At 64.6% G+C, this 15,111-nt stretch carries 14 protein-coding genes; 3 read left to right on the forward strand and 11 right to left on the reverse strand.

Annotated elements, in window-relative coordinates:
- Nucleotides 1-35 precede the first annotated feature (35 nt).
- A complete protein-coding gene (gene ald, locus CHX26_RS02830) occupies nucleotides 36-1,130 on the forward strand; it encodes an alanine dehydrogenase (RefSeq protein ID WP_104941063.1) in 1,095 nt (364 codons plus the stop codon).
- A 20-nt stretch (nucleotides 1,131-1,150) separates the two neighbouring features.
- On the opposite strand, the gene CHX26_RS02835 is transcribed toward ald, so the two are convergent.
- Entirely contained in the window at nucleotides 1,151-1,606 is a 456-nt protein-coding gene (locus tag CHX26_RS02835; protein WP_104941064.1) for a nucleoside deaminase, read from the reverse strand.
- Between the two features lie 117 nt (nucleotides 1,607-1,723).
- On the opposite strand from CHX26_RS02835, the gene rpmB reads away from it, so the two are divergent.
- Complete coding sequence (rpmB, locus tag CHX26_RS02840) at nucleotides 1,724-2,011, forward strand: 50S ribosomal protein L28 (RefSeq protein ID WP_104941065.1); 288 nt, start codon at nucleotides 1,724-1,726, stop codon at nucleotides 2,009-2,011.
- 235 nt (nucleotides 2,012-2,246) lie between these two features.
- Here the strand turns inward: rpmB and CHX26_RS02845 are convergent, their stop codons facing one another.
- Genes CHX26_RS02845 through xseA form a run of 3 tightly spaced genes read right to left on the reverse strand, consistent with a single transcriptional unit; the run spans nucleotide 2,247 to nucleotide 4,930 of the window.
- A complete protein-coding gene (locus CHX26_RS02845; protein ID WP_104941066.1) occupies nucleotides 2,247-3,215 on the reverse strand; it encodes an esterase-like activity of phytase family protein in 969 nt (322 codons plus the stop codon).
- 14 nt (nucleotides 3,216-3,229) lie between these two features.
- Complete coding sequence (locus CHX26_RS02850; RefSeq protein WP_104941067.1) at nucleotides 3,230-3,439, reverse strand: DUF2093 domain-containing protein; 210 nt, start codon at nucleotides 3,437-3,439, stop codon at nucleotides 3,230-3,232.
- Between the two features lie 24 nt (nucleotides 3,440-3,463).
- Nucleotides 3,464-4,930: an exodeoxyribonuclease VII large subunit gene (xseA, locus tag CHX26_RS02855; RefSeq protein WP_104941068.1), complete on the reverse strand. Its 1,467-nt coding sequence runs from the start codon at nucleotides 4,928-4,930 to the stop codon at nucleotides 3,464-3,466.
- On the opposite strand from xseA, the gene purD reads away from it, so the two are divergent.
- Nucleotides 4,929-6,221 carry a phosphoribosylamine--glycine ligase gene (purD, locus tag CHX26_RS02860; protein ID WP_104941069.1) on the forward strand — a complete coding sequence of 431 codons (1,293 nt, stop codon included), beginning with the start codon at nucleotides 4,929-4,931 and terminating at the stop codon, nucleotides 6,219-6,221. The two genes, xseA and purD, sit on opposite strands and share 2 nt — an antisense overlap.
- A gap of 408 nt (nucleotides 6,222-6,629) precedes the next feature.
- Here purD and CHX26_RS02865 read toward each other — a convergent pair whose 3' ends face one another.
- From CHX26_RS02865 to CHX26_RS16180, 7 genes are read right to left on the reverse strand one after another with little or no spacing between them, the layout of a single operon-like run.
- Nucleotides 6,630-8,144: a class I adenylate-forming enzyme family protein gene (locus tag CHX26_RS02865; RefSeq protein ID WP_172449661.1), complete on the reverse strand. Its 1,515-nt coding sequence runs from the start codon at nucleotides 8,142-8,144 to the stop codon at nucleotides 6,630-6,632.
- Nucleotides 8,145-8,148: 4 nt separating this feature from the next.
- Complete coding sequence (locus CHX26_RS02870; protein WP_104941071.1) at nucleotides 8,149-9,024, reverse strand: amidohydrolase family protein; 876 nt, start codon at nucleotides 9,022-9,024, stop codon at nucleotides 8,149-8,151.
- 20 nt (nucleotides 9,025-9,044) lie between these two features.
- Nucleotides 9,045-9,686, reverse strand: coding sequence for a DUF1330 domain-containing protein (locus CHX26_RS02875; protein ID WP_104941072.1), 642 nt, complete (start codon nucleotides 9,684-9,686; stop codon nucleotides 9,045-9,047).
- A complete protein-coding gene (locus CHX26_RS02880) occupies nucleotides 9,679-10,491 on the reverse strand; it encodes an alpha/beta fold hydrolase (protein WP_104941073.1) in 813 nt (270 codons plus the stop codon). Before CHX26_RS02880 ends, CHX26_RS02875 begins: the two co-directional genes overlap by 8 nt.
- A 15-nt stretch (nucleotides 10,492-10,506) precedes the next feature.
- Nucleotides 10,507-12,747, reverse strand: coding sequence for a TonB-dependent receptor (locus tag CHX26_RS02885; RefSeq protein ID WP_104941074.1), 2,241 nt, complete (start codon nucleotides 12,745-12,747; stop codon nucleotides 10,507-10,509).
- Nucleotides 12,748-12,758: 11 nt separating this feature from the next.
- On the reverse strand, nucleotides 12,759-12,995 hold the full coding sequence (locus tag CHX26_RS02890; RefSeq protein WP_104941075.1) for a lipoyl domain-containing protein: 237 nt from the start codon (nucleotides 12,993-12,995) through the stop codon (nucleotides 12,759-12,761).
- 1 nt (nucleotide 12,996) lies between these two features.
- Entirely contained in the window at nucleotides 12,997-15,018 is a 2,022-nt protein-coding gene (locus tag CHX26_RS16180) for an alpha-ketoacid dehydrogenase subunit alpha/beta (protein WP_104941076.1), read from the reverse strand.
- Nucleotides 15,019-15,111 lie beyond the last annotated feature (93 nt).

Here is a 15,111-nt window from a genome sequence, read left to right on the forward strand (position 1 = left end):
ACGCCTTTGCGCACGAAAGTTGCAGGAGAGGCTTCATGCGTGTCGGCGTTCCCACCGAGATCAAGAACAACGAATATCGTGTCGGCCTGACCCCGGCGGCGGCCGGCGAGCTGGTGCGCGCAGGTCATGATGTCATGGTCCAGAGTGGTGCCGGCGTGGGGGTCGATTTCACCGATGCCGCCTATCAGGCTGCCGGAGCGACCATTCTCCCCGATGCCGCCGCCGTGTTCGAGGCCGCGCAGATGATCGTCAAGGTCAAGGAGCCGCAAGCGCCCGAGATCGCGATGCTGCGCCCTGACCATCTGCTGTTCACCTATCTCCACCTCGCCGCCGACAAGCCGCAGACCGAAGGCCTGATGGCGAGCGGAGCCACCGCGATTGCCTATGAAACCGTGACCGCGCCCGATGGCACTCTGCCGCTGCTGAAGCCGATGTCCGAAGTTGCCGGGCGGATGAGCGTACAGTGCGGCGCGCATTACCTCGAAAAGCATCAGGGCGGTCGCGGGGTGCTGCTCGGCGGCGTTCCGGGGGTCGAGCCGGGCAAGGTGGTGATCTTGGGTGGCGGGGTCGCCGGGGTCAACGCGGCGCAGATGGCCGTGGGTCTGCGCGCCGACGTGACGATCTTCGACATCTCGAACCGCCGTCTGGCTGAGCTCGACGCGCAGTTCGGGGTGCAGATCAAGACCGCCTTTTCCTCGGCCGCTGCGATTGCCGAGGCGGTGGCCGGGGCCGATCTGGTGATCGGGGCGGTGCTGGTGCCGGGTGCTGCTGCGCCCAAGCTCGTCACCCGCGAGATGATCGCGAGCATGCGCCCCGGCGCGGTGGTGGTCGACATCGCGATCGATCAGGGGGGCTGTTTTGAAACCAGCCACGCCACCACCCACAAGGACCCGGTGTTCGAGGTGGACGGCGTGATCCATTACTGCGTCGCCAACATGCCCGGCGCAGTGGCGCGCACTTCGACCATTGCGCTCGGCAATGCGACACTGCCCTTCGTGCTGCGGCTGGCCAACATGGGGGCTGAAGCGGCGATGGCGGTCGATCCGCATCTGGCGGCGGGGCTCAACGTGTCGCAAGGCAAACTCCACATTGCCGCCGTGGCCGAGGCGTTGGGCCTGCCGCTGGGCTGAAGCGCCCACGGCATAGGGCCTCACCGCCGCTCTCTGAAGAACCCCCGCAGCATCTCCGCCGCCTCTTCCTCGCCGATGCCCGAATAGACTTCGGGCCGGTGCAGGGTCTGGGCCTGTTCGAACACCCGTGCGCCGTGTTCCACCGCGCCGCCCTTGGGGTCGCTCGCCGCGTAATAGAGCCGGGCGATGCGGGCGTGGGCGATGGCGCCCGCGCACATGGCGCAGGGTTCGAGCGTCACCCACAGCTCGCAGTCCGACAGGCGTTCGTCCCCCAGCACCGCAGCGGCGCGGCGGATGGCGAGGATTTCGGCGTGAGCGGTGGGATCGTGATCGGTGCGGGGGGAATTGTGCGCCTCGGCAATCACCACCCCGTCCTTGACGATCACCGCGCCGATCGGCACTTCGCCCGCAGCCGCCGCCGCGCGCGCCGCATCAAGCGCGCGTTGCATCGGCAGGGGGAGCGGCCAGTGGGTCATAGGCTTGCGGCTAGCCGCGCAGACCCCGGGGCGCAACTTGCTTGACGATTCGGGTCTACCCCGTTATGCGCGCCGCTTTCCCGGATTAGACCCGAACTTTACGAGAAGAGACACACCATGTCGCGCATCTGCGAACTGACCGGCAAGGGCCGCCAGGTTGGCCACAATGTGAGCCACGCCAACAACAAGACCAAGCGCGTGTTTCTGCCCAACCTGCAGAACGTGACCCTGATGAGCGAAAAGCTGGAGCGCAGCTTCAAGTTCCGCGTGTCGACCCACGGCCTGCGCTCGGTGGAGCACAATGGCGGGCTCGACAACTGGCTGCTCAAGACCAGCGACGACAAGCTTTCGGCCAATGCGCAGAAGGTGAAGCGCGAGCTGGTGAAGGCCAACGCCGCCGCCTAAGCGCGCCGCCCCCCGGGGCTGAAGCGAATCGATCAAGCGTCCGGGTTTCCGGGCGCTTTTTCGTTTGCGTGCCACCTTCGGTGGCGCAGACCTCCCGCCCCGCCTCCGTCCGAGGGTTACGAAAACGTCCGGGGGACGTTTTCGTCGAGGGGCCGGCCACCAATGATACCATCATGATATGGTGGGCGGGTGGGGAGGCGGGGCGCCCAAAGGGCAAGGACGTCTGCATCGCATATCAACGCGACCACTCGAACCGCACCAGCACGTTCTTCTGGAACACCGAGAAATTGTCGTCCGACACTAGCCACACCGCTCCGCGCGCCGGATCGGCAACGTCGGGGACGAAGGCGATGCCTTCGAAATTGTCGGCGAACACGCCGCCGCTCATGCGCTGGATGATTTGCGCGCGCCACACTTCGCCGGCGCGAATCTCAGCCGGATCGGCAATCGCGATCGCCGTGTCGAACCGCGCCGGGAGGGCATATTCCACCCGCCGCAGCAGGATCAGCACGCGCCCATCGGGAAGTGCGGTTGCATCGACCGGATCGTAATCAGGCGGCGCGACAAAGCCGAAGGCCAACGGTTTGCCAGCCTCCACCGGATCCCCGGCAAACAGCAGCGCGGGGTGGATATTGTCGCTCCCGCGCTCTGTTCCTTCGGCCATCACGATAAAGCGGCCGTCCGCCAGCCGTTCCAGCGTTTCCGGGCCACTATTCGTGCTCCACCGCTGCATTTGTGGCGGGCGTCTGAGCGTTTGGGTGCCATCGGGTGCATAGCGGGCCACGAGGTTGAAGTTCTCGAACGCACCCCACAAGGTGCCGCTGACCGGATCGCGGGTGACCGCTTCGAGATCGACCAGCTCCTCGCGCGGCCCCATCACGCGTCCAATATAGCGGAAGCTGCCGGGAACTGCGCGGGGGGCAGAGCCCTTGAGGTCGATGTCGAGCAGGAAGCCCCGGTCGCTCCCCGCGATCAGGCCCGGCCCATCGGAGGCCACCAGCGCGGAAAAGCCACCGAACCAGCCATGATCCGAACGCAGCTCCCACGCGCCGGTCAGGGCAAGTTCGCCGGAAACGCCGCGGCGCTCTGTGATCGGGATGACAGTTACCTCGGCGACATCGCCGCGCTGGCCCGTGGGCGTGCGCAGGAAGGTGCCGGGCGCAAGCCCGATCACCACAAATGACAGAAGCAGCCAGCGAAGCATCCGCGCGCGGCGGATCAGGCGCGGTCGATACCGAGCAGGCGCCGCGTCGCGATTTCGGGGGAGGCATAGGCCTCCTGCAGATCGGCGCTCCAGTAACGCAGTTCGGCCAGCGGGATCGCCGCCCCGGTAACGGCGCAGAGCACATGATTGCCCGGACGCAGCACCCGGAAGCTGGAGGGGCCGTAATACAGCTTGGCGGTCTTGTCGGCGGAGGACATCAGCATGGCGTTCCCGATAGCAGCTTGTGGCTATCCGAACAAATCATCTTGGCGCGGCGGCGCAGCAGGTCGCGGTTTGGGTGCCGGACGGGGCGAGGGTGGGGGCGGGGTCTCGCCCGGTGCGACGGTCAGTGTGCCGTCGCGGAACTGTACCGTGAGCAGCGCCTCGTCCACCGCCTCGGCGCGGGTGGTCAGCGCCTTGCCTTCGGACGATCGGATGATCGCATAGCCGCGTTCGAGCGGCTTTTCGGGGTGGAGCTGGCTCATCACCCGCGTCAGCGCGGCGAGCCGGTCGCTGCCCTGACGCAAGGGCCGCTCGACCAGCGAAGGGGTGAGCCGCGCCCGGTCGAGCCGCCGCTGCGCCTCGGCGGCGGAGCGCGTCAAAAGGCTGGGCGAGAGCCGCGCGGCGACGCCTGCCAGCCGCTCGCGCCCCTTGGCCGAGCGATCCCCGAGAGCGCGGCGCAGGCGTTCGGACAGATCATCGAGCCGCTGGGCCTGGGGTTGCAGCAGGTTTTCGGGGCGCGGCAGCAGCCGCGCGCGGGCGGCGAGGCGCTCGCGCCCCAGCTCGACTGGACGGTAGACCGCGCGGCGCTGGCGGGCGGCGAGATCGGTGAGCGTGAAAGCAAGGTCGGCGCGCACCGGCACCGCCATTTCGGCGGCAGCCGTGGGCGTGGGCGCGCGGCGATCAGCGGCGAAATCGGCCAGCGTGGTATCGGTCTCATGGCCCACCGCGCTGATCACGGGGATGGTGCATTCGGCGATGGCGCGGACGACGACCTCTTCGTTGAAGCTCCATAGGTCCTCGATCGACCCGCCCCCACGCGCCACGATCACCACGTCGGGGCGTGGGACGGGGCCTCCGGGGGCAATCGCGGAGAACCCGCGCACGGCGGCCGCCACCTGCTCGGCTGCGCCATTGCCCTGCACCAGCACCGGCCAGACCAGCACATGCGACGGAAAGCGGTCCGCCAGCCGGTGGAGAATATCGCGGATCACCGCGCCGGTGGGCGAGGTGACGACGCCGATCACGCGCGGCAGGAACGGCAAGGCGCGCTTGCGGCCCGCATCGAACAGCCCCTCGGCGGCCAGCCGGGCGCGGGTCTTTTCCAGCAGCGCCAGCAGCGCGCCCTCGCCCGCCAGTTCGAGGCTGTCGATCACGATCTGATATTTCGAGCGCCCCGGATAGGTCGTCAGCTTGCCGGTGGCGATCACCTCCAGGCCATCTTCGGCGCGGAAATTGAGGCGTGCGGCGTTGCCCTTCCACATCACCCCGTCGAGCACCGCGCCTTCGTCTTTCAAGGCGCAATAGAAATGCCCCGAAGCCGCCCGCTTCACGCCGGACAATTCCCCGCGCAGCCGCACGTAGCCGAAGCGGTCCTCGACCGTGCGCTTCAACAGCGCGGAAATCTCGCTGATGGTCAGCGGCTGGGCGTTGTCGCCCTGCCTTTCGCGCGCTACCAGCCCGGCATTGTCATCACTGGTTGGCGGAGGGGCCATGAATATCCTGCTTCTGGGTTCGGGAGGCCGCGAACATGCGCTGGCATGGCAGCTGGCGCAATCCCCGAGCCTCACAAAGCTCTACGCCGCCCCCGGAAATCCCGGCATTGCCGAGGAAGCGGAATGCGTGGCGCTGGACGTAACCGACCACGGCGCGGTGATCGCCTTCTGCGAGAGCCACGCAATCGGCCTTGTGGTCGTCGGCCCCGAAGCGCCGCTGGTGGATGGCCTGTCCGATAGCCTGCGCGCTGCCGGTGTGCCGGTGTTCGGCCCCTCGCGGGCGGCAGCGCAGCTGGAGGGCTCGAAGGGCTTCACCAAGGACCTGTGCCAGCGTGCGGGCATCCCGACCGCCGGTTACGTCCGCACGAGCAGTCTTGAGGAAGCCCGCGCCGCCCTCACCCGCTTCCAGCCGCCTTACGTGCTCAAGGCCGATGGGCTCGCCGCGGGCAAGGGCGTGGTGATTGCCGCAACGCTGGCCGAAGCCGAGGAAGCCCTCGCCGACATGTTCGGCGGAGCCTTCGGCGGCGCAGGCGCGCAGGTGGTGATCGAGGAGTTCATGGCGGGCGAGGAGGCGAGCTTCTTCGCGCTCACCGACGGCACGACCATCGTCCCCTTCGGATCCGCGCAGGATCACAAGCGCGTCGGCGACGGCGACACCGGCCCCAACACCGGCGGCATGGGGGCCTACTCCCCCGCTCCGGTGCTGACGCCGGAACTCGAAGCCCGCGTCATGGCCGAGATCATCGAGCCGACGGTGCGCACCATGCGCGAGGAGGATAACCCCTATCAGGGCGTGCTGTTCGCCGGGCTGATGCTGACAGCCGAAGGCCCCAAGCTGATCGAATACAACGCCCGCTTCGGCGATCCCGAATGCCAGGTGCTGATGATGATGCTGCGCGATGATCTGGCGTGGATGATGCACCTGTGCGCCACCGGCAAGCTGGATGAACTGGACGCGGAATCGCCTGAATTCGAGGCAGGCTTTGCGCTGACGGTGATCATGGCCGCCAAGGGCTACCCCGGCACCCCCGAGAAGGGCGGCGCGATCGACCTCGGCGGGCCGCACCATGACGGGGTGAAGATCTTCCACGCAGGCACCGCGCTGAAAGACGGCGCGCTGGTGGCGAACGGCGGGCGCGTACTCGCCGTCACCGCGATGGGGCGGACCGTCACCGAAGCACAGCGCCTTGCCTATGAAGCGGTCGACCGGATCGACTTCGCAAGCGGCTTCTGCCGCCGCGACATCGGCTGGCGCGAAGTGGCACGCGAGGCCGCAGGCGAGCGCTCCTGAGGCGCGCGCTTGCACGGACCCACCCCCAGCCCCTCCCGCAAGCGGGAGGGGAGCGAGACTTGGCGGGCCGCAGGCTCGCTTAGTCGCAGCGGGGTGGGCATGGCGCGGCGTCCAAAAGCCCGCAACTTCCAACAAGCAGCGGCCTCGCTCGATCCCGAAAGCGGCAGGGCGGCTTTTCTCCGCTTCTGAAAAATTCCTGCCGTTCGGCTATCGACCCCAAGTCAGACGTGCGGTCGCCACCAAAGAGTTCCTGAAAGCGGCCACGCGTCCATGAAGCTCGGAACAGCTGAATTTGGGACAAACCGGCCAATCGAAATTGCATTCCTGAACGACTGCTTCGGCCGTATCCGGCGGTTCGTAAGGCCGAAACGTTGCAGTTTCCTAGAGGAGGTGCTTATCGAGCGGTAGTCAGGCAGAGATACCCGGGGTTTGGCGAAGATTCATCTTCATTAGCTTGCCAGTGGCGTTCCGCGGAAGCGCGTTCAGAAAGACCACCGACTTGGGGACCTTGTATGCAGCAAGGCTTTTTCGACAGGCACCAAGCACTTGTTCGGCGGTCGGGCCAGCATCAGGGATGGGCACAACAAAGGCCATCAGCGCCTCGCCCCATTCGGGATCAGAGCGCCCCACAACGGCGCACTCGGCCACACCATCCAGAGCTTCGATCACGTTCTCGATCTCGCGCGGATACACATTCATGCCTCCCGTGATGATCATGTCTTTCTTGCGGTCGGTGATGGTGATGTAGCCATCATCATCGCGGATGCCGATGTCGCCGACTGTGATCCAGCCATCGACTAGGGTGGCCTGCGTTTCGTCCGGGCGGTTAAGGTAACCGTTGAAGGCGTAGGGACCACGGCAAAACAGCTCGCCCGGCTCGCCCGCTTCGGTGATCGACCCATCCTCGCGGCGCAATTCGATCTCGATGCAGGAGAACGCCCGGCCGACACTGCGCGGCCGGCGCAACAGTTCGTGCGGCCTTATGTTGGTGACGATACCGGCCTCGGTCGAGCCATAGGTTTCGTGCAGCAGGCCTTCTCCGAAATAGCTGACGGCTGTTTGCTTGAGCGGCGGCGGTAGGGCTGCCGCGTTTGATATGATGGTGCGCAGTGCGTGCTGGCCGCGGTATTGTTCGAGCAGGCCCGGTTCGGCGGAAAACAGCCGGTGGAGATGGGTCGGCACGACGAAGATGCCCGTCGGGCGAAAGCGATCGAGCGCGTCAAGCAGGTGCGCAGGGTTCGCCGAGTAAGCTAGCGTGCAGCGCCCGCCATTGTAGAGCGGTGCGAGCGCGAAGGCGAGGCCGGCACCATGGCACATCGGCGCAAGGGCGAGGAAATGATCGTCGCGGCCGAAACACATATACTCCGCAGCCATCGCCCCGAACATGAGGCACCGGCTGCGATGCGGCAGCAAGACGCCTTTGGGACACCCCGTGGTGCCAGAGGTATAGGCAATCGCGAAGGTGTCCGTCTCTGCGACCGAGACCGGCAGCATAGCACTGTCGGCGCGGGCAATTGCGGCTTCGTATTCTGGGCCGATGCGCAGGGTGGCCGGACTGTCGCCGGGGAGCGCCAGACCGTCGGCGGCGATGACAAGGCGAGGGCGGCAATCCGCAAAGATCATCCCCAGTTCTTCGCTGGAAAGCAGAGGGTTGAGAGTGGCGACGATAATCCCGCGCTCGCTCAGGCCTGCCACGATCTCCGGGTATTCGATGCAGTTTGGCGCGACCAGCGCGACCACATCGCCTTGGCTCAGCCCATGCGCGGCGGCCATGCGGCCCACGCAGTCCATGCGTGTGACCAGGCTGGCATAGGTCAGGCTCGCCCCGGACGTGTCGTCGAGGGCGATCTTGTCAGGCGCGCCGGCCGCTGCGCAGCGAATGCCGCGCCCGATGGTCAGACCGGTAAACCCGGACGCGGTCATGACATCACCCCGCCATCCGCTGTGCCAGCGAGGGGAACACCGCCAGAGCATTGTCGCGCATCACCTGCGCAAAGCTCTCCTCGCGCAGGCCGAATGCTTCTACCTCGGCCCGCCCACGGCGCGGATCGATCACCGGCCAGTCGGTGCCGAACAGCACCTTGTGGCTGCCGTAGGAATTCATGTAGTGGACCAGTGATGCGGGCAGGTGCCGCGGCGCATAAGCGTCGATGCCGATGAACACGTTGGCGTGCTTCCAGGCCATCGCGATCATCTCGTCGGCCCACGGCGTGCCGACATGGATGCCGATCAGCTTCAGCTCGGGGAAATCAATCGCAATCCGGTCCAGCAGGATGGGCCGCGCAACCGATGGCAGGCGCACGTCCTTCTGATAGATGAGGTTCTGCCCGACCTGCATCATGATGGGAATGTCGAGCTCGCAGCATTTGGCGTAGATCGGATACCACTGCGCCGCATCAGGTGGCAGAGCAAACCAGTGCGGATAGGAATGGGCACCGACAAAGCCCAGTTCCTTCACCGCAAATTCGAGGTCGCGCAATTGCGCCATGCCACGGGTCGGATCGACGCCGGCGAGGCCCGAAAAGCGGGTTGGATGCGCGGCGACATAGTCGGCGATCTGGCCGTAGGGGACCTCGAACGATCCCTTGCGCAACGGATCACCGGCGCGCACCGCGATCAGCAGGGCGTGATCAACGCAGGCTTCGTCCATCATTTCCAGATGCTGTTCGATTGACAGCCCGCCGCGGATCGCCGGGGGCATCCGCACCTGCTCCATGAAGTTTGCATCATATCCGGTTTGGCCCTTGCTCACCTCCTGCGGGGTGAAGGGGTTCATTACGATGTCGATTGCGCCAAGGTTCATGGTTCGTCCGGTCTCGACCGTCAGCCGATGGTTTCTGGGATGAGCGCCACTTCAAAGCGGCCGATATCGATCCGCAAGGGAATGGCATCGCGTTGATATCGCTCGCTCATCCAGAACCGTTCGGCGATCCCACGGCTGGGCCAGCGGCTGATGGCGAAGATCGCCTCGTCCCAGCTTCCCGACAAAACCTCGACTGATCCGCCAAGGTCAAAGACGGTGTAATAGGCACCCAGATCGAACATCATCGGCAGCAGGATGTCGCGATACTGGTCCATCCGGTCCTGATCGCGGCCTGTGCCTTCGATCAGCATCAGCACGGGGCCGTCTTCTTCCGCGAAGGGGACATTGGCCTTTGTCGGTATCGCCGGATCGGGAAACCCTTCAGCCGCCACCGCGCCGGTCAACAGTGCCAGCGGCGCGGCTGGCATCGCAATCAGTTCGACCGGCATTGCCGCAAAAGCGTCGCGTGCGGCGTCATTGTCGGCAAAGGGCAGGATCATGGTGTGGGCGGCCACGCTGCCGGGTTCCAGCAACGCCACTTCGTGCAGGCGTGCGGCGCCTGCAACCGGGTGCCGTTCGGCAACCGCTTCGCGAAATTCCCGGAACAGGATATCGGGCGCGTTCGATCGGATGACGAGAAAGGCCCCGGCCACATCAGTCATGCACGAACTCCGCCAGCAGTGCGTTGAACCTTTCGGGCTGCTCGTAGAACGGGGAATGCCCGGCGTCGTCGAACCGCACCAGCCGCGCTCCCGGCACCTGCCCTGCAATCCACTCACCAAGTTCGCTGGGAATGGGGACGTTGTTGAAGCGGCCATAGATCAGCAGGGTCGGCAGATCGATACCGGCCAGATCGGCACGGTAATCGGCGGCGATCATGTCTTCCACATAGGCGATGGCCGCTGCCGTCGGCGTCAGCCAGGCCTGCGCCTGCATCCGCGCCATTTCGGCATTGCCGGGCATGGTGCCGAAGGCCCCGGACAGGAACCCGGTTAAGGGTTCGCGGCTGTGCCGGCACGCTTCCACAAAGCCGCTGGCTGCCTCTGGCGGAAAATTACCGAAGGTGGGGTGGTCCCATCCAGGCGCGTTGGTCAATTTCACCTGCGCCTCGATGATCGCCAGTCGGCGCAGGCGATGATTGCCATGGCGGCGCCGGTATTCGAACATCACCATTGCGCCGAATGCAACGCCGGCCAACGTGCAGTCCTGAAGGTCGAGCGCATCGAGTACTTCCTTCAGATCGTCGGCACACTGGCTGATCGAATGCGGGCCAAGCGGCTTGCCCGATTGCCCATGGCTACGATGGTCGATGGCGATCACCCGGCAGCCTTGCGCCAAGACGGCAAGGTTTTGCGTCCAGAAACCATCGACCGTCAGCATCAGCCCGTGCAGCAGAACCAGTAAGGGGCCGTGACCCTGATCTGTGTAGTAGATCGGCATCCCATCGACCGCAGTTACATAGGCCATGTGCGCCTCCAGCGATCAGAAGTTGAAACCAAGCGTCACACCATAGGTGGCCGGCGGCGCGACGAAACCTTGCGGGACGACCAGATTGGCGAGCACGCCGGATTCGAACAGGTTGGAGAAGTATTCCTTGTCGAAGATGTTGCGGCCCCAAACCTGGATGTTCCAGTTGCCCTCGGCCGAGCTGATCCCGGCGCTGGCGTTGAACAGGCTGTAGCCGGGCTGAGCGATGTTGGGCCGGTTGAAGACCGAGAAGAATTGATCGCCAGTGAACTGCCATTCGCCCCTGACAAAGCCATCGAAGTTCTCGCCGAGCGAGGTTTCGTAGGTCGCTGCCACAAAAGCGCTCAGGTCCGGTGCGCGCGGGAGCTGGTTTCCGGCGAGGTTGCCCGTCACAAAGGTGCCGCCCATGCCATTGGAGAAGGTGCAATTGGCCGGGTCGAGCGGCAGCGCCGGGTTGCGCGTGTCTGTGGTGCAGAATTCGTCAAACCGGGTGTTGAGGTAGGCAACATTGCCTTCCAGCCGCAACCCCGGAGCCGGGATCACCACGAATTCGCTCTCGATCCCCCAGATCGTCGAGGAACCGGCGTTGCTGGTCAAGGTGGCAAGGTTGGTCACCTGGCTGAGCTGCTGATCGGTGTAGTCGTAGAGGAAGCCTGTGAGATTGAACCGGACCCGGTCATTGAGGAATTGCGACTTCATCCCGGCTTCATAAGCCCATACCTTTTCCGCATCGAAAGCGTTGAGCGGGTTGTCGAGCAACGAGAAGCCGCCAGACTTGAACCCGCGCGTGATCGAACCGTAGAAGTTGAGGTCGTCGCGCGGTTGATACTCGATCACGAAACGCGGCGTCAGCGCATTGAAACTCAGGCTCTCATCGTAATCGAGATCGAGTCCGATCAGCGGGAACAAGTAATTGAGCGTCGCGTCCTTGGTCTCGTCCGCATAGCGCAGACCGGCAGTCACCGTCAGGTCGCCGAAGGTATATGACCCTTCGGCAAAGACCCCGAAAGCCTCGGTCTTGTTCGTCCCGACATAGGCGATGGTCGAATTGCCGAAGGCCGGGCCGAGCGGGATGGCGTAAAGACCTTGCGAATCTTCCGTCAGATAACTTCCACCGACGATCCACTGGAACGGGCCGTCGCCGCTGGAGGCGATCTGGATATCCTGGCTGAACTGCTCGGACTCGTCGCGCTGGAAATAGACAACCAGGAAATCGGACAAGCCGTCACCGTCATTGATCCAGTCGAATTCGATATCGCGCCAGGCCGACACCGAGGTCACCGTGAACCCGTCGCCTTCATAGGTGAGGCGGCCGGTAATGCCGTTCTGATCCTGTCGGTTGGCCTGCCCAACTTCCAGATCAGGCAAGCCGGGGGTCGCCGTTTCGTAGCCCTGACTGATCGTCCTCAGGCCCCGCGGGAAAACCGAGGTGGGCGACTGCCACGGGAGCGTGTCGTCGGTATACCAGAATGCCGGCGGGTTGGAATCGTCGCGGTAGATATCGCCGATCAGCTCCAGTTTGACCCGGTCGCCGATGTCGAGATCAAGCCGCCCCCGGATCGCCCACAGATCCTTGGTGTCGAGTTCGTCCAGCCCGCGTGCCCCGATGCCCGGGAAGATGTTGTTGGTAAAGCCATCACGCTTGGAAACGAGGCCCGCAAGGCGGAACCGGATTCCTTCGGTGATCGGTCCGGAAATCGCCGCTTCACCACGCATCATTTCGTAATTGCCATACGTCAGCGCGCCGCGAACCTCAAAGTCTTCGGAGGGAGCGCGCGAAATGACGTTGATGACGCCGCCGGTCGCGTTGCGTCCGTAGAGCGTGCCCTGCGGCCCGCGCAGCACTTCCACCCGTTCGACATCGAAGAAGTCGAAGATCCCCGCCGATGAGCGCGCGATGTAAGCCCCGTCGACATAGGTCGCCACACCCGGATCGCCGCCGACGGTGAAGTTCTCCGTTCCGATCCCGCGGATCACAACCTTGCCGACGACATCGCGCTGGATCACCAGCCCCGGAACCGTTGCCGCGAGGGCTTCGGTATCGAAAATGCTTGACCGGGCCAGATCGTCACCGGTGACGGCGGTGATCGCAATCGGCGTGTCCTGCATCGTGTCGCTGCGGCGTTCTGCCGTCACGATGATTTCCTCAACGCCGAAACCGCCTTCTTCGGCCTGCGGCGTGTCTTGTGCCAGCGCGGCGGCGGGCATGGCCGTTGCGGCCAGCAGCCCAGTGATAAACTGATGTGCTCGGTTCATTCGGTTTCCCCTCAGCTTTCGATGGTTGCGACGGGCGCGCCGACTGGCAATGTCTGGCCCACTTCGGCCAGAGGCGTGATGATCCCCGCGAACGGACTTTCGACCTCAAGCGTGGTTTTCTCGGTTTCGATCGCATAGATCAGCTGGCCGATGGCAACGGTGTCTCCCGCCGCCACGAACCATTCGGCAATCGTGCCGTTCTGCATCGACACCGCGCCCTTTGGAACCTTGAGCGTCATGCGGGCCATGTCAGCGATACCCCAGCAACGCCTGCGCGCGTTCGACGATGCCGCCGGCATTGGGGAAGTAGGCCGCTTCGAGATTCTTTGCGAAGGGGATCGAGGTGTAGGGCGCGCCGTAACGTCCCACCGGCGCCTTGAGCTTGCCAAACAGATCCTGCTGCAGTTTCGCCGCCAGCTCAGCCCCGAAGCCGCCAAACTCGACAGCAGGATGCACAATCAGCACCCGGCCGGTTTTCTGCGCTGACGCCCTCACCGCGTCGTAATCCAGCGGCACGATGGTGCGCAGATCGATGATCTCGACACTGTGCCCGGCCTCAGCCAGCTGGACTGCGGCGCCGTGTACTTCCTGCATGCCCCAGCTGTAGGAAACGATGGTAATGTCATCGCCAGCCTGCCTTACGGCGGCCTTGCCCAGCGGGACGAAATAATGGCCTTCCGGCACGTCGCCCGGCACGAAAAAGCATCGCATCGCTTCAATCTGGATGCACGGGTCGGGGTCGTCGATGCATGCGAGCAGCAGGCCCTTGGCATCATGCGCGTTGGATGGCGCGACGATCTTCAGCCCAGGCGTGTGCGCAAACCAGGCTTCGAGCGATTGCGAGTGCTGCGCGCCGAAACTGCCGACATTTCCCGCCGTCAAAGACCGGATCGTGAGCGGAACAGTGGTTCGCCCACCCGACATGTATCTCAGTTTCGCCGCATGGTTGGCGATCTGATCCATGGCTACCATGGCGAAATCGTTCACCATGATTTCGGCGACAGGTTTCATACCCCGCATCGACGCCCCGATCGCAGCGCCGACAATCGCCTGTTCGGAAATCGGGGTCGGCCGTACACGGTCTAGTCCGAAGCGGCTCGACAAGCCGATCGTCGCCTTGACGATACCGCCGGCGGGATCGTGAATGTCCTCCCCAAGCAAGAACACGGCAGGGTCGCGTTCCAGCGCGATCGCCATCGCCTCGTTGACCGCCATGCCGAAGGTCATCTGCCGCCGCGCGCCGGGGGCGTGGACTTCGGCGGCGGCCGCTGCCTGCCTGCTGTAGGGGATATCCGCGCTGTCGGCAAAGACGTCGCTCTGCAACTCTGAAAGCGGCGGGGGATCGCTGTCGATGGCGAACCGCTGCGCGTCGTCCACTTCCGCCTTGGCTTCGGCTTCGATCTGCGCCAGCTGACCTTCGGTTGCCAACCCCTCGTCGATCAGTCGCTGCCGCACGGTGATGCACGGAGCTTTGGCCTTCGCGTGTGCGAGACTTGCCTGATCCATGTGGTCCGTATCAGACCCGAACGCGTGCCCCTGCAGGCGCGGCGCAATGCATTCAAGCAAGGTCGGCCCCTCGCCCGACCGTGCCCGCACAATCGCCCGGGTGGCGGCTTCATGGATCGACGCCGGATCCGCCCCGTCGCAGCTTTCGCCCGGCATGCCGTAACCGGCTGCCCGGGACGCGATGCTTTCGGATGCGGTGCTCTCGGCAAAGCTGGTGTACTCGGCATAGAGATTGTTCTGGCAGACAAACACCACCGGCAGTTTCCAGACCGCAGCCAGATTCAGGGCCTCATGCACCGCACCGATATTGGCCGCGCCGTCGCCGAAACTGCAGACCGTCACCCGGCCGGTTCCCTGCATGGTTTCAGCCAGCGCAAGGCCCGCTGCAATCGGCGCCCCGGCCCCGACGATCCCGGTGGTGACCATCAGGCCGCTGTCGGGCGCGGTCAGGTGCATGGGGCCGCCCTTGCCTTTGCAGGTGCCGGTGACCTTGCCATACATCTCGGCCATGATCTCGCGCATCGGCGTGCCCTTGGCGACGATGTCATGGATGACCCGGTAGGTCGTGACAGCAAGATCATCGGGCTTGAGGAGGGCCATTATGGTGGCCGGAATCGCTTCCTGCCCGCCCGCCGGATAATATTGGAACTGAAGGTCGCCCGCCGCAAGCCCCTGCTGGATGCGCTGGTCGCACTGCGCGATGCGGACCATAGTCCGGTAGATCGCGACTGCGGTTTCGGCACCCAGACTGGCAAGTTTCGGCATGCTTGTACTCCCCACCCTCAAGGCTCGTGCATTTCGATTGACGTGTCAACGATATCTAGATATTCGATCAAAGTTCTATATTTATGGATTTAG

The organism is Porphyrobacter sp. HT-58-2 (assembly GCF_002952215.1).
Lineage (GTDB): Bacteria > Pseudomonadota > Alphaproteobacteria > Sphingomonadales > Sphingomonadaceae > Erythrobacter.